The following is a 15,279-nucleotide window of genomic DNA, read 5'->3' as shown; positions in this document are numbered from 1 at the left end:
CTTGAATCATCAGGCTAAACTAGGCTTTAATACCTGTTTTTACCTGTTATTTTGACAGGCTAATTATACCATTTTTGACAATCCTTGTCTTGAATATATTTCTACTTTTATATGAGAGGAATGAAGCGTATTGTTCCAAAGGGAAACAGATACTGTCTCTCGAAAGCAAGCCATGATGGGACAAGAGGAATTGGATACCCGGGAAAGATACCGTCTCCTCGTTGAATATTCGAAGGATATCATCGGGACGCTTTCCAGTGAAGGAATTTGGACTTACCTCAATAGTGAGGGTGAAACCTTTTTTGGCCTAACTGATCAAAAAAAGGGAAATGGCTCCTCCCTGCTTGAATTTGTCTCCCCTCCCGACCGGATGATCCTATGGAATTATTTGAATGAAGACAGCCATAACCGTTTTGAAATGAATGTAACCGGAACTGGGGGCAAATTGAGAAGAGCGGAATTTTCGCTTGTTCCAATCGTTTTTCAAGGGAAAAAGCAATTTCATACTACAGTCAGGCATAGTGGTTTGCATGTGAATAAACCCGATAAGGAACTATCCCTCAGCGGCCAGATGGCAGCCGTGATTGCCCATGAAATCAAGAATCCCCTTACTGCCATTAAAGGGTTTACACAATTCATTGCCGAAGGGAAACCGGACCCGTACAGCCAGGTAATTTTAAGCGAGCTTGACAGGCTGGAGGGCATCGTCGACGACCTATTGCTGCTGGCTAAGCCTCGCTGCAAAAAACTAGAAATATCAAACCTTGTCGATATTGCTCAGAGTGTATTAATGCTTCTGACGCCGATTGCAAAAGAAAACAATATCATCTTTGAGGAACGGTATGAATCTGCTGATGTACCGGTCCATTGCTCACCTGGAAAAATCAAGCAGGTACTGATCAATATCGTTAAAAACTCAATTGAATCAATGCCTGTAGCGGGTACCATATTGCTGGAAATAAAGAATGAGGAAGGATTCGCAATACTTAGCGTGAAGGACGAAGGAACGGGAATTTCCGAAGATGATTTATTGAAAATTGGACAACCCTTCTATAGTACGAAGGAAAATGGCACGGGCCTTGGGCTCATGGTTAGTAAAGAGATCATTAAGAGCCATGGCGGCAGCATGTTTATCAGGAGCAAGGAGAATGAAGGGACGAAGGTCACCATTCGTCTGCCGCTTACTGCTAAGGATGCAAGCCACCCAACCGGTTGAAAAAAAGCCTTGCTTCTAAGCGGCAAGACAAGGCCTTTTCACATCCCTTCCAACGCTTCGTTGTACAGGACCTGAACAAATTTCTTTATATTTATCCGGGTATGCAGGGAACTTCCCGCTGTTTTCTTTTCAAGTTCGATCATCTTCAATCTCACATGGGAATAGTCGAAAAATTTGGAGGCGTATTTTTCGAATTTAGGGTTACTGTAATCGGTCAGGCCAATGGATGCAATATGCCCGAGAGCCTGATGGATGGCTCTCCTGACCCGCTGCTCTCCCGCCTTTGTTTCCTTCTGGATTTGGTCCATGGGCGTCTTGCTGCCCAGCCTTTTAACCATTACTTGCTGGAATAGATCCTTGAGTGGAGGCATCTCCCTGTTCCCTTCCTTTTCGTGGGCGTAAAGGATACTCAGCATATCGAGCAGATCCTTGCCTCCACTCTCGCTATAGATACCAAGTTCCAGCAGCACGGTTTTACCTGCTGCAACAATCGAAGGGACAGCGTTTTTCATTTTCAAGGGGCTGGGGCTTTCTTTTAAACTGCCGAGAACTCGAAGTGACTCATGAATAGCGTTTAATGACCTTTGAATCTGAAGATAATCACTTACCTTTTTTACGATATGGACTACCTCAAGCTGGTTAATCGGTTTTGTAATGTAATGCTCGACACCCAGGGTATAGGCTTCACCTATAAGCTCTTTCGCTTCAACCTGGGAGACCATGATGATTTTGCCTTCAAAGTAAGGAGCTATTTCCCTTAAAGTTTCAATCCCATCCCGATTCGGCATTAAGAGGTCGATTAACAGGATATCAATATTTCTCCTGGCTAGTTCATCCACATACACCTCTGAACCATCTTCCGCTTCCCCCGCTACCTCGCCGAGTCCATGATCTTCGATAATGTTTGCCAGCATCGCTCGTACGGATGCCGAATCATCCACGATAAAAAACTTCATGAAAATTCCTCTCTTTCTGTAAGTGCTTTGACAGGAAGGCTAAAGTGGAAAATGGTTTTATAAGAATCCGTACCGCCGCTTCCTTCCAAAAGGAGGATTCCCCCGCCCAAGCTCTCAATGCTATCCTTTACGAACGAAAGCCCTATTCCATTCGAGGCAATTCCGGATTCGCTGAATTTCGTTGTAAATCCAGGTTCGAAAACAAGGCTTTTTATCCTATCGGGAATGCCGGAACCTGTATCCTTCACCACAACCCTTAGCTGATCAATGTCCCTCCAGACACAAACCCCGATTTTGCCAGCGGAAGAAATTGCTTCAACAGCATTCGAAATCAGGTTATTCAGAAGGGAGAGAAGAATGACTGCATGGTAATCGGGGTGGCTTCCGGCGGTTTCCACCCCATACTGTATTTGCTTCCCCTGCATTTCCCCGTACCGTTTATTGGCTGTAACGGCTACATCCAGGATTTCTTCAATGGACATGACGTCCTTAAGGTTCTCTTTGGCCATCAGCTTTGATAAGCCAGCGTAAATCCTCTGGCTGTCCTTTTTCACTTCATGCATCCTGCCCGCGATGCCAAGCGCTTTTTTGGCGGCTTCATCCCTTGAGGCGCCCTTTAATTCCCGGTAGAGAGCATACCATTCTCCGGTAAGCTCCTCGGCATTTTTCATAGATTTTTTCAATTGAATCCTTTCAACATATAAATTCGAAACCATCAAGAGCATTTCCTCATTGCGTTTCCTCTGAATCCCCTCGGATAGCCTTGCTTCCCTAATGACAAAAATATTATAGAATCCAAGAACGAAAAAGCTTCTGAAAAAAGCAATCCCGACGATGATCATAAACGATTTGGCAGTCATGGGCATCTGGCTGAAAAAGGATCTGCAGAAAAGCTCGATCAACGTGGAGATAATTTCGGCTGCCACTCCAAAAAGGCCAAGGTAAACTGGGTTCTTATACAGCTTTTTAATTTTGAAGAGGTGAAAAAGAACGGCAAATGCCACGTAATAGAAAAAAACCGGGAAATGAAGTTTAATAGCTTCTTCGAGCAAGAAATTCCCATATACTATTTTATTGAGGACGATACGAAAAATGACAACGGAGGTGCCTGTCAAAAAACCTGCCAGAATTGGATTCGATTTTCGAAACCATAACAAGATGAAGAAAAAAGCAGGTGTACCAAGGCTTACCCGCAGGTCCCCCTGAAAAGGGAAGAATTTTAATTCCCCAGCAATCGGGACAATAATTGCCATTAAAATATAGATTACTATATTCCTCCACATGATGTTCAAGCACCATCACTCGTTTCACCTTATGTTGTACAGCCCCATTTTAATGCAAGAGCTTTAGATTAGTTGATAAAAATATGGCAATTGTATTACTTTTTTTCTTCAACGTGTCGTTTTCTGTAGATTTTCATAGTCTGAGGCTTATACTATTTGCGTGGGAACAAGCCAGCAAGATTAAGCAAGAAATTCGCCCTTGCTCTTACACGATATCATTTTTCTTATACCTAACGAATCCACATGTGAAAATCTTCACAAGGAGGAGGGCGCGATTTCGCGGACGAACGGAATATAAACCCCAGCTTTATAAAAAACATACTTGCAAGGAGGGATTTATTATTATGTTTTGGCTTGAATTTTTAGTTGTCCTGGCCTGTATTTTCATAGGTGCAAGGCTTGGAGGAGTCGGCCTCGGGGTTATGGGGGGCGTCGGCCTGGCAATCCTAGTTTTCGGTTTCGGCCTTCAACCAACCTCCGCTCCAATTGACGTCATGCTGATGATTTTAGCTGTCGTTACCGCCGCAGGCTCCCTGCAGGCCGCAGGCGGAATGGAATACCTAGTGTATCTCGCCGAGAAGGCTTTGCGGAAAAACCCTAAACAAATCACATTCATTGCTCCAATTGTCACGTATATTTTCACCCTTTGTGCCGGAACAGGCCACGTAGCCTACTCAGTGCTTCCTGTTATTGCCGAGGTATCACGCGAGTCCGGGGTCCGGCCTGAACGGCCAATGTCAATCGCGGTCATCGCCTCCCAGCAGGCTATTACCGCCAGCCCAATTTCAGCAGCCACAGTCGCATTGCTTGCACTACTTACTGATTTTAAAATTGAATTGCTCGATATTTTAATGATCTGTATTCCGTCCACCTTTATCGCCTGCATGATTGCTGCCTTCGTTTCCAGCAAAATGGGCAAGGAGCTACCAAATGACCCTGAGTATTTGAAGCGCCTCGAAGCTGGCCTTGCGCCAATTAAAAAAGATAAAAAAGCATTCGTTCCAACAATGGGAGCAAAGCTTTCCGTCGTCCTGTTCCTTTTAGCAGCTGTATCGGTTGTTCTTCTTGGGTCTTTTGAGGAACTCCGCCCTGGCTGGGATATCGAGGGAGTTTTCACCCGGATGGGCATGCCTGCCTCAATTGAAATCGTTATGATGACCGCGGCGGCACTCATCCTTTTATTCTGCAAACCAAATGTTGAAGATATTGTTTCTGGAAGCGTGTTTAAAGCCGGAGCAGCCGCTGTCGTGGCCATTTTCGGAATCGCCTGGATGGGAGATACCTTTTTCCAGGGCAATATGGCGATGATATCCGGTTCGATTTCGGATTTGGTAACATCGGCGCCTTGGCTGTTCGCCATCGCCCTGTTCGCGCTCTCCATCCTTCTCTACAGCCAGGCAGCAACAGTCAGGACGCTTATGCCGCTTGGAATCACATTAGGCATAAACCCAGCGCTATTAATCGCAATGTTCCCGGCTGTAAACGGCTACTTTTTCATCCCGAATTATCCTACTGTTGTCGCGGCAATCAACTTCGACAGGACGGGAACGACCAGAATTGGAAAATATGTTTTGAACCATAGCTTCATGGTCCCAGGGTTGGTAGCTACGATTTTCGCTGTCGGGATTGGCATATTGCTAAGTTCGATTTTGTTATAAAAAAGGAAGCAGCCGTCCAAAGTGGGCGGCTGTAACTTTAGAAAATAGGAGATGAACAAACATGGCAGATCTAGTGGATTTTCGTATTGAAAAGGACTTTCTTGGTGAGAAGTCTGTACCGAGAGAAGCTTACTACGGTGTTCAAACGATGCGAGCGATTGAAAACTTCCCAATCACCGGATACCGGATTGATGAAGCGTTGATCAGGGCAATGGCTGTTGTTAAAAAAGCCGCCGCCATGGCAAATGCCGATATTGGCCAGCTGGATAGAAGGATCGCCCTAGCAATCGCAGCGGCCGCGGATGAAATCCTGGCCGGAAGCCTGCATGGGGAATTCATCGTCGATCCAATCCAAGGAGGTGCCGGTACCTCCATCAACATGAATGCCAATGAAGTAATTGCGAACCGGGCTCTCGAATTGCTTGGCGAAGAGAAAGGCAATTACAAAATTATCAGCCCCAATACCCATGTCAACATGGCTCAATCAACCAACGATGCCTTCCCAACGGCAATTCATCTGTCAACGCTTGATTCCCTTGATGGCCTGCTTAAGGAAATGGATAAACTTTATGCTGAGTTTCTTAATAAGGCAGAGGAATTTGACGGGGTAATTAAAATGGGGCGCACTCATCTACAGGATGCCGTTCCGATTCGGCTGGGCCAGGAATTCGAAGCGTATGCCCGGGTGTTGAATCGGGATATCAAGCGGATTCAGGCTACACGCGACCATCTTTATGAGGTAAATATGGGCGCGACCGCTGTAGGAACCGGGCTCAACGCGGATCCTGCCTATATTAAGAAGGCGGTCGCCTACCTGGCTGAATTCACAGGTTTTCCACTGATAGGGTCTGAAAACCTTGTCGACGGTACCCAAAACACCGATTGTTATATCGAGGTTTCCGGTGCTTTGAAGATTTGCATGCTCAATATGTCCAAGGTAGCGAACGACTTGCGGATGATGGCGTCAGGCCCCCGCTGCGGCCTTGGGGAGATCAATCTTCCAGCACGTCAGCCGGGATCCTCAATCATGCCTGGCAAGGTAAACCCTGTCATGGCCGAGGTATTGAACCAGTGCGCATTCCAGGTAGCCGGAAATGATTTGACCATCAGCATGGGCAGCGAAGCCGGGCAGTTTGAGTTGAACGTTATGGAACCGGTCATCATTTTCAATCTGCTCCAATCGATCAAAATAATGAAAAATGTCCTTTGCGTCTTCCGTGAGCATTGCCTAAAGGGCATTACTGCAAATAAGGAGAGAATGGAAGATTACGTGAATAATAGTGTCGGCATCATTACCGCCATCAATCCGCACGTGGGTTATGAAGCTGCCGCTTCGATTGCGAGGGAAGCAATCCTATCCAACAGGCCGGTCAGGGACATCGTCCTGGAAAGAAAGGCGCTTTCCGAATCCGATTTGGCTACAATCCTTAATCCGTTCGAAATGACCCATCCCGGAATTGCCGGCAAGGAATTGATAGAAGAGAAGGCCAATTCTTCCAGGGAGCCGGTAATGGCGTAACCAAAATGGAATTCAGGAGGCTGGCACAATGAAACAAAACCAGCATTTTTATAGAAAGCTTCATTCATTGTCAGGAATCATCCCGGTTGGGGTGTTCCTGACAGTCCATTTATTTGTCAATTACACTGCTACTTGGGGAACTGACGCATACAACACGGCCGCGGGAGTCATGGTGAATCTTCCCATTAAATATCTTTTGGAGGCCTTCATCATTTTTATCCCGATGTACTTTCATGGGATTTACGGGATGTACATTGCATTTCAGGCGAAAAACAATGTCACCCGCTATCCATTTGCTCGGAATTGGAAGTTTTTCCTTCAAAGGCTTTCGGGGGTCATAACCCTGATTTTTGTCACCTGGCATATTTGGGAAACGAAAGTACAGGTTGAGTTTTTCGGTGCGGAAGCGAACTTCCATCTTATGGCCGGCATCGTCGATAATAAATTTGCCCTTGCCCTGTACCTGATTGGCATCATCGCTTCGATTTACCATTTCGCCAATGGCATCTGGACATTCCTGATTACATGGGGAATCACCGTTACACCGAAGTCGCAAAAGATATCCCACTATCTGACACTTGGCTTTTTTGTCGCGCTGTCAATCATTGGGATACGGGCCATCCTGGCATTTGCTTAATAGCTGAAGGAGGACGATTGTAATGAAACACGGAAAAGTTGTAATCGTGGGAGGAGGGCTTGCCGGCTTGATGGCCGCTATTAAAATAGCGGAAGCTGGTACAAAAGTGGACCTCTTCTCCGTCGTTCCTGTCAAACGATCCCATTCAGTTTGCGCACAGGGCGGCATTAACGGCGCGGTCAATACGAAGGGCGAAAACGATTCCCCATGGGAGCATTTTGACGACTCAGTGTACGGAGGCGATTTCCTCGCCAACCAGCCGCCGGTTAAAGCAATGTGCGAGGCAGCCCCAAAAATCATCCATATGTTCGACCGGATGGGCGTTATGTTCAACCGTACCCCGGAGGGACTGCTTGACTTCAGAAGATTTGGCGGCACCCAGCACCACAGGACGGCCTTCGCCGGTGCAACGACCGGCCAGCAGCTGCTGTACGCCCTCGATGAACAGGTGCGCCGGTTTGAAGTACAAGGCTTAGTGAATAAATATGAAGGTTGGGAGTTTGTTTCGGCTGTCCTTGATGACAGCGGAGCATGCCGGGGGATAACGGCACAGGATTTAAGATCAATGGAAATCCGCCCCTTCCCCGGCGATGCAGTTATCATTGCGACCGGCGGGGCGGGTATCATTTTTGGCAAGTCGACCAACTCGACAATCAACACGGGCTATGCCGCTGCGAGGCTTTACGAACAGGGAGCATTGTATGCAAACGGCGAATTTATCCAAATTCATCCAACCGCAATCCCCGGAGATGACAAAAACCGCCTGATGAGTGAATCGGCAAGGGGCGAAGGCGGCCGTGTCTGGACATATAAAGACGGGAAACCATGGTATTTCCTTGAAGAGAAGTATCCAGCCTATGGGAATTTGGTGCCAAGGGACATTGCCACGAGGGAAATATTTGATGTATGCGTCAACCAAAAGCTTGGAATTGATGGAGAAAATAAAGTCTATCTAGACTTGTCCCATATTGATGCAAAGCAGCTCGATATCAAGCTCGGGGGCATAATGGAAATCTACGAAAAATTTATGGGGGACGACCCGCGTAAAGTCCCGATGAAAATTTTCCCCGGCGTCCATTATTCGATGGGCGGCCTGTGGGTCGATTTTTCCCAGCAAACGAACATCCCGGGACTATTTGCCGCGGGTGAATGCGACTATTCCCAGCATGGGGCAAACCGCCTGGGCGCTAACTCCTTGCTGTCGGCTGTTTACGGCGGAATGGTGGCCGGCCCGTCAGCCCTTGCCTATATCAAAGGGCTGGAGAAATCAACCGACGAAGTCTCTTCTGCCCTGTTTGAACGCCAGGTTCGGCGGGATGCTTCCAAATTCGAAAGCATTCTCTCGATGGAGGGGAATGAAAACGCCTATCTACTCCATAAGGAGCTTGGCGAGCTGATGACCGATAACGTAACAGTTGTCCGCGAAAACAAAAAACTGAAAATGACTTATGATAAATTGCATGATTTTAAAGAGAGGTTCAAACGGATCAATCTCGAAGACACGGCGAAATGGAGCAATTCCAGCACCTCGTTCGTCCGCCAGTTGCAAGGAATGATTAACCTGGCTCATGTTATCACGCTTGGAGCCTATAACCGGAACGAAAGCCGCGGCGCCCATTATAAGCCTGAATTCCCCGAAAGAAATGACGAGAAATGGCTGAAAACGACAATGGCAAAATATAACCGGACGACCGGGGAACCTTCCCTCTTTTACGAAAGCGTCGATGTATCGCTTATCAAGCCGCGGAAGCGCGACTATACAAAGGCGAAGAAAGGGGGGCAATAAGGATGGCAAGCGAGAAAAGCATACAGTTGATTATTACCCGGCAAAAAGATGCCCACTCGGCTCCATTTGAGGAGGAATTCCTTGTCCCCTACCGCCCGAGCATGAATATTATTTCGGCGCTGATGGAAGTGCAAAAAAGGCCTGTTACCGCTCAGGGAAAATCAACATCTCCTGTATATTGGGAGTCGGTTTGCCTGGAGGAAGTTTGCGGAGCCTGCTCGATGGTCATTAACGGCAAACCCCGCCAGGCCTGTTCAACCCTAATTGACCAACTCGACCAGCCGATCCGGATTGCCCCGCTTGGGACTTTTACAGTTGTCCGGGATTTGGCGGTGGATCGGAGCCGGATGTTCAATGCCCTTAAAAAGGTCAAGGCGTGGATTCCGATTGACGGGACGCATGACCTTGGCGCCGGTCCAAGAATGCCGGAGAGGACAAGGCAATGGGCATACGAGTTGTCCAAATGCATGACCTGTGGCTGCTGCCTGGAGGCTTGCCCGAATGTGAATGACAAGTCGACCTTCATGGGGCCTGCTCCGCTTTCCCAAGTCAGGCTTTTTAACGCACATCCGACCGGGGCCATGCATAAAGAGGAACGGCTCGAAGCAATCATGGAGGATGGCGGAATCACAATGTGCGGGAATTCCCAAAACTGCGTAGAGGTCTGCCCAAAAGGCATCCCGCTGACAACATCGCTAGCCCATTTGAACAGGCAGGTAACGGCCCATTCATTTAAGAGCTTTTTTGGAAGCTATTGATTTTTTTAATAAATCGAAAGGCAGGAGCCCGTTCCTGCCTTTCTTTTTAGGTAAAGCAATTATTGATTTCAAAAATGAAGACACTTTCAACTAGATTCCCCACCCGAAACTGTCTTCATCAAGGCTATGAAGACTCTATTAAACGATTCCCCCACTCGAAACTGTCTTCATCATCGCTCTTATTCCGCGCTGCACACAGGCTTCATCCTCGCGGTAAAATGGCGCAGCATTTTTGGCTCATGCACAAACTCCAATCCCACTAAATTCGCAGCCCTCTCTTTAATCGCAATCAATCCGTGGGCGATGAAGTCCATATGGTTATACGTATAAACCCGGCGCGGAATCGTCAACCGCAACAACTCTAGCGGGCTTTCGAGCTGTAATCCCGTTTCGGCATCCCTGCCCATCAGAAGCGAGCCAATTTCCACCCCGCGGACCCCCGCTTCCTCCTTTGCCTACTAATACGACAATTTTGACGGGAACTCCCCAAGTTTTTGCATGAGGGCTACCAGTTTGGAAATAGTAACAGTATCCATTTTTCAAAGTAACCAGGCTGAAGTTCGTCCAGCCCCCTCTTTAAATATGTCTGCATATACGACAATGTGAGACGCAGGAAAAGGATGTGCCTTTCATGGATTTTTATCAAAGCCACGAGGTTCTTACTTCCCTTGAATGGGTGCTAAGATCGGCTATCGCATTCGCTTTTTTGGTGATTGTCGCCAAACTCCTTGGCCAGCGGGCCATTTCCCAGTTAAGGCTGCTTGATTTCGCCATCGCCCTGGTTATCGGGAACATTATTGCCCACCCTTTGTCAGACAAGCGCTTGGACATGAAAGGATCAATTATTTCAACCTCAGTCCTGGTCGTTTTATATATTTCCGGGATTTATTTAATGCTTAAATGGCCCTGGTTCAGGAGACTCATCAATCACGCCCCAATTACAATTGTCGAGGATGGAAAAATCCTCTACGATGGCTTGAAAAAAGCACGGATATCCCTCGATGTCCTGTTGGAGGAGTTGCGTGAAAAAAAGATTGAGGACGTAAAGAAAGTTGCGCTCGCTATTTGGGAGGCAAACGGACGGATCTCCTTCTTTTTGGACCCACAATATGAGCCTCTTACACCCGCAGCTTTAAAATTGGACACCGAGCCGTTCTTTTTGCCAAAGGTAATTATCAAGGAAGGGAAAATCAATTTTGAGGAGTTGAGCAAGATTGGGAAGGACGAGGGCTGGGTCAAAATTGCCTTGCAGCGAACCTATCAGACAGAAGTGGACGATGTTCTGCTTGCCACCTTGGATAGGCAGGAAAACATAAAGATTTTTTTATATAAATGATTATCATCGAAGGCTTTGTATGGATTCCCAAGCCTTTCTCCACAATTTGGATGAGAAAATATTTTTTAAAAACATATTTTTCGGGTAATGGTATCCTAATCGAAAATTCTTATTTAATTGCAAAGGGAGGGACAGACTGACAAATGACTATCGAGCCTTCTGTAACATTGAGAGATATATTTGGCCCACAGCTTGTTTTTAATCCGCGCGTATCGTTTGAAGGGGTAGGCTGGATTCCAACTGACTCCATCCTGGATGATTTCCGCACCGGAGCACTTCTTCCAATTGCCGGTGAAATGCCTCTTGTATGCAATGACAGGACCGTAACCGATGATGCGCTGGAGATTTTAAAAACAGCGGGAATCACCCCAGCAGAGAACCTGCTCGTTTATGATTCAGAGGAAAGCTTTTACAGCCTTCTGGACTCTCTCAACAACAGTCCTCTTAAAAAAGTGATGAACCAGCCGCTGCCGGACGCCGAAGTGCCTGAGGAAAATTACTGGATTGATAAAGAGGTATTTTCATATTTAAACAATAAAGCCAACCTTGGGGAGCTTGTCCCGCGGGAGAATCGTCCGAAACGGATTGTCGTCAGCCCTTCCGAGGCAGTAACGGTAAAGAAGGAATGGGGATTCCCTTTTGTGATGAAAGCGGGAACCGATCTCCCGAATGGAGGCGGGTTCGATGTCTTCTTTTGCCATACAGATGAGGAATTTCACGAGGGGCTTGAGCTACTGAAGGACAGCCAGAGCATCGTGTTTGAAGAGCTTGTTGATATCCGGAAAAATTACTGCATCCAATTTGCCAAAATGCATGATGGAAAGTTAATTTATCTAGGTGCGGGCGAGCAAATTACCACCGAGTCTGGACAGTATAAAGGAAATTGGATTTCCGATGCCGAGGGACCACCCGAAAAGGCGATCGCCCTTGGGAAGACCATCATGGAAAAAGCATGCGGACTAGGCTACAGAGGGGTTGCGGGATTCGATATTTTGTTAACCGAGGACGGAAGGGTATTATGCATCGACTTGAATTTCCGCTTAAACGGTTCCACCCCCGCCCTCCTGCTGAAAGACAGTATTTTTAGCAGCCGCCAGACCCGGGATATGATGTTCAAAACCTGGAAAATTGACAGTGGCTGGGATGATTTCCGTTCTGTATGCACAAGCCTGATTAAGGACGGATCGCTCATCCCGCTGGCCATCTACCATCCCGAAGATGGCGCAGACCAGGAAATGAGGCCGATTATTAACGGCATTTTGCTTGGGAGCTCCAGGGAAGACATTTTGGAAAAAGAAAGTTTATTAGCCGAAAAGGGCTGGAATTAAATAATTTACAAAGGATAACCGCCCTGTATGGATGGGGGTTATCCTTTTTTACTTGGAAAGGGAACGAAAACCGCCTAAAAATTTGGGCCTTTCAAACCGATCAAGCCATTATCCTGTAAATAGCGGATGACATTTCTTGCGGATTCCCAGACCGGGTCTTCCGAAGTATCTACCACGAGTTCAGGCTCAAGCGGAGGTTCATACGGGGAATCGATACCAGTGAATTCCCTAATTTCACCTCTCCTCGCTTTTTGATAGAGGCCTTTAACATCCCTTTTTTCACAGATATTAAGAGGGCAGCTCGTAAAAACCTCGATGAATTCGCCAGGTTCGAATAGCTTCCTAACCCGAGTCCTGTCTTCACGGAACGGTGAAATGAAGGCGGTCAGCACAACCTGGCCGCTGTCGACAAACAGCTTTGCTACCTCGCCAATCCTGCGGATATTTTCAACGCGGTCCTCCTTGCTGAAACCAAGGCCGCTGTTCAAGCCATGGCGGATGTTATCGCCGTCAAGCACATAGCTGCGGACCCCCATTTCATACAACTGGCGATCCACCTCGTTTGCAACGGTTGATTTCCCCGAGCCCGACAGGCCCGTAAACCAAAGGACAAAGCTTTTATGCCCATTCAAAAACTGGCGCTCCGTTTTTGAAATCAAAGCGGGATGCCAGACAATATGGTCACTCATTTTTCCCCACCATCTCCTGATGGGAAAGCTGCCGCATCCTCATGCCCTCGATTAAGATGCCGGCTACCTCAGGCCGGCTGAATTCCGGCGGAGGCGCTTCCCCCCTTTGCAGCATAGCCCTCACCTTCGTTCCCGAAAGCGCAACATGATGTTTTTTATCATGGGGACATGTCTTTACGGATGCCATATTCCCGCAAATCTCACAGTAAAAGCTATTTTCGAAAAATAGCGTCTCGATGCCGATTTCTTCCTTACTAAAATGGGAGAAGATTTTCTGAGCATCATACGTTCCATAATAATTCCCTACTCCCGCATGGTCACGGCCGACGATAAAATGGGTACAGCCGTAATTTTTTCGGATGAGCGCATGGAAAATCGCTTCCCGTGGCCCGGCATAACGCATTGCCGCCGGAAAGACCGATAATAGGACCCGATCTTTTGGATAATATTTTTGCAAAAGGGCCTTATAGCTTCTCATCCGGATATCGCCCGGAACATCATCCGCTTTTGTCTCGCCGACAAGCGGATGCAGGAACAGTGCATCAACTTGTTCAAGGGCGCACTTTTGGATGTATTCATGGGCCCGGTGGACCGGATTCCTCGTCTGGAAGCCAACAACCGTTTTCCATCCATGCTGCCGGAACAGCTCCCTTGTCGCAGCCGGATCCCTATTTTCATTTTTATAGGGGTTTTCCGGCCTTTCGATCAAAATGATTGGCCCACCGAGATAGACCTCACCCCGTTCAAACAGTTTTTTTACCCCTGGATGTTCCTGTTCTTCGGTCCTGTAAACCAGCCTGGCTTCCTTCTTTTTATCGGGAATGTATAAATCGGTGACTTCCATTATTCCATAAACAGTCCCTTTCCGCTCCAGGTTGATTGTGTCGCCAAGCCTGATAAGGGCAGCAATCTTTCTCTCTACAGGAAGAGTTATTGGGATGCTCCAAACAGTGCCATTGGCAAGGCGCATTTTTTCCACAACGGTTTCATACTCTTGTTTTTCCATAAATCCGCAAAGCGGGCTGTAAGCTCCAATTGCTATTAATTCCAGGTCGCTTAGGGCCATCGCATCCAGTTCTACCGCCAGATTGCCTGGATCGATCCTATAGTCCTTTTTGACCCGGTTGACCAGGGCTCCCCCATGAGGATCCATCATGTAGTTTTCCTCCTAACACTTTCAAGTGATGCCTTCTTATCAACTTACAAGGTTTTGTTTTTCGCCAGTCAGCCCCCTCTGGCTTTGTGGAGACCACATTCTGTTTTCTGGGTGTTCGCCCATCTTCCCGCGCGCATATCGCCTTCCCCGTTGACCGACTGGGTGCATGGACGGCAGCCAATGCTCGGATACTGCCTATCATGGAGCGGGTTATAGGGGAGATTATTGAGTTTAATATAATTCCAGATATCCTCCCACTTCCAATGGATAAGCGGACAGATTTTTATGTTTTTAAAATTGTCATCCTTATTGATGTATTGGACGTGCTTCCTTGTTTCAGACTGTTCCCTCCGCAGGCCGGAAATCCAAGCCTTTACCTTGCCAAGCTCCCTAGCCAGAGGCTCGACCTTCCTAATTTGGCAGCACAGGTTCGGGTTGCACCTCCAGAGTTCTTCCCCATGATGGGCCGCCTGTTCTTCAAGGGTTAAATCCGGCTGAACCATCATAACCTTAAAACCCGGATAGTTTGCCCTGACTTTCTCAATCAGTTCGTACGTTTCGGCGAAATGAAGGCCGGTATCCAGAAAAAGGACGGCGGCTTCCTTGTTTATTTTTGAGATTAAATCAAGCATGACGATGCCTTCTGCGCCAAAACTGCAGGCGTAGACGATTTCATCCCCATATTCCCGGTATGCCCACTTCAGGACATCGACCGTATCTTGATGATTCTCCAGTATTTCGCTTACCTTCCCTTCCTCCCACGTTTCATAGGTTAAAGCGTTTCTCATATCCATCCCCTCGCATTCAAAAATTTGGGCCGGGGCATCCATGTAAAAAATTTCCCATCCAACTGTCAAAATTGGTTGAAACCTATGTACAAAATATTCATTGTGCCATGCAAAAGTTCGGAGGGTAAAAGCCTATTTCCACCGGGTTATGCGCCTATTTATTTGTCAT

Annotated in this window: 13 protein-coding genes and 1 pseudogene; 8 read left to right on the top strand and 6 right to left on the bottom strand. The window is 47.3% G+C overall.

Annotation, left to right across the window (positions count from 1 at the left end):
- The first annotated feature begins 130 nt into the window (after positions 1–130).
- The gene (locus AR337_RS11460) at positions 131–1,216 is read left to right on the top strand and encodes an ATP-binding protein (RefSeq protein ID WP_059172126.1); all 1,086 of its coding nucleotides are present in this window, start codon (positions 131–133) and stop codon (positions 1,214–1,216) included.
- Positions 1,217–1,254: 38 nt separating this feature from the next.
- Here AR337_RS11460 and AR337_RS11455 read toward each other — a convergent pair whose 3' ends face one another.
- The gene (locus tag AR337_RS11455) at positions 1,255–2,172 is read right to left on the bottom strand and encodes a response regulator (RefSeq protein WP_059172125.1); all 918 of its coding nucleotides are present in this window, start codon (positions 2,170–2,172) and stop codon (positions 1,255–1,257) included.
- On the bottom strand, positions 2,169–3,455 hold the full coding sequence (locus AR337_RS11450; RefSeq protein WP_059172124.1) for a sensor histidine kinase: 1,287 nt from the start codon (positions 3,453–3,455) through the stop codon (positions 2,169–2,171). The genes AR337_RS11455 and AR337_RS11450 overlap by 4 nt, the downstream gene beginning before the upstream one ends.
- 344 nt (positions 3,456–3,799) lie before the next feature.
- On the opposite strand from AR337_RS11450, the gene AR337_RS11445 reads away from it, so the two are divergent.
- The 5 genes from AR337_RS11445 (at position 3,800) to sdhB (ending at position 9,813) form a co-directional block, all read left to right on the top strand.
- Positions 3,800–5,113, top strand: a complete 1,314-nt coding sequence (locus AR337_RS11445; RefSeq protein ID WP_059172123.1) for an anaerobic C4-dicarboxylate transporter family protein — start codon at positions 3,800–3,802, stop codon at positions 5,111–5,113.
- A gap of 61 nt (positions 5,114–5,174) precedes the next feature.
- Positions 5,175–6,632, top strand: a complete 1,458-nt coding sequence (gene aspA / locus AR337_RS11440; protein WP_059172122.1) for an aspartate ammonia-lyase — start codon at positions 5,175–5,177, stop codon at positions 6,630–6,632.
- A 28-nt stretch (positions 6,633–6,660) separates the two neighbouring features.
- On the top strand, positions 6,661–7,269 hold the full coding sequence (locus AR337_RS11435; RefSeq protein ID WP_059172121.1) for a succinate dehydrogenase cytochrome b558 subunit: 609 nt from the start codon (positions 6,661–6,663) through the stop codon (positions 7,267–7,269).
- Positions 7,270–7,291: 22 nt separating this feature from the next.
- Entirely contained in the window at positions 7,292–9,055 is a 1,764-nt protein-coding gene (sdhA, locus tag AR337_RS11430; RefSeq protein WP_059172120.1) for a succinate dehydrogenase flavoprotein subunit, read from the top strand.
- A 2-nt stretch (positions 9,056–9,057) separates the two neighbouring features.
- On the top strand, positions 9,058–9,813 hold the full coding sequence (gene sdhB / locus AR337_RS11425) for a succinate dehydrogenase iron-sulfur subunit (protein WP_059172119.1): 756 nt from the start codon (positions 9,058–9,060) through the stop codon (positions 9,811–9,813).
- A gap of 179 nt (positions 9,814–9,992) precedes the next feature.
- Here sdhB and AR337_RS23165 read toward each other — a convergent pair.
- Positions 9,993–10,244: pseudogene (locus AR337_RS23165) on the bottom strand (tyrosine phenol-lyase); the annotation flags it as partial.
- A 200-nt stretch (positions 10,245–10,444) separates the two neighbouring features.
- Here AR337_RS23165 and AR337_RS11415 point away from each other — a divergent pair.
- Positions 10,445–11,149: a DUF421 domain-containing protein gene (locus AR337_RS11415; RefSeq protein ID WP_059172117.1), complete on the top strand. Its 705-nt coding sequence runs from the start codon at positions 10,445–10,447 to the stop codon at positions 11,147–11,149.
- 143 nt (positions 11,150–11,292) lie between these two features.
- Positions 11,293–12,477: an ATP-grasp domain-containing protein gene (locus tag AR337_RS11410; protein WP_059172116.1), complete on the top strand. Its 1,185-nt coding sequence runs from the start codon at positions 11,293–11,295 to the stop codon at positions 12,475–12,477.
- A gap of 74 nt (positions 12,478–12,551) precedes the next feature.
- On the opposite strand, the gene cysC is transcribed toward AR337_RS11410, so the two are convergent.
- The 3 genes from cysC to AR337_RS11395 all read right to left on the bottom strand — a co-directional run bounded on the left by cysC (position 12,552) and on the right by AR337_RS11395 (position 15,110).
- Positions 12,552–13,166 carry an adenylyl-sulfate kinase gene (gene cysC / locus AR337_RS11405; protein WP_059172115.1) on the bottom strand — a complete coding sequence of 205 codons (615 nt, stop codon included), beginning with the start codon at positions 13,164–13,166 and terminating at the stop codon, positions 12,552–12,554.
- The gene (sat, locus tag AR337_RS11400) at positions 13,159–14,322 is read right to left on the bottom strand and encodes a sulfate adenylyltransferase (protein WP_059172114.1); all 1,164 of its coding nucleotides are present in this window, start codon (positions 14,320–14,322) and stop codon (positions 13,159–13,161) included. Before sat ends, cysC begins: the two co-directional genes overlap by 8 nt.
- Positions 14,323–14,390: 68 nt before the next feature.
- A complete protein-coding gene (locus AR337_RS11395; RefSeq protein WP_059172245.1) occupies positions 14,391–15,110 on the bottom strand; it encodes a phosphoadenylyl-sulfate reductase in 720 nt (239 codons plus the stop codon).
- Between the last annotated feature and the right edge of the window lie 169 nt (positions 15,111–15,279).

It is taken from the genome of Bacillus sp. FJAT-27445, from assembly GCF_001510665.1.
Lineage (GTDB): Bacteria > Bacillota > Bacilli > Bacillales > Cytobacillaceae > Bacillus_D.
This window is presented reverse-complemented; position numbering and strand designations above follow the sequence as displayed.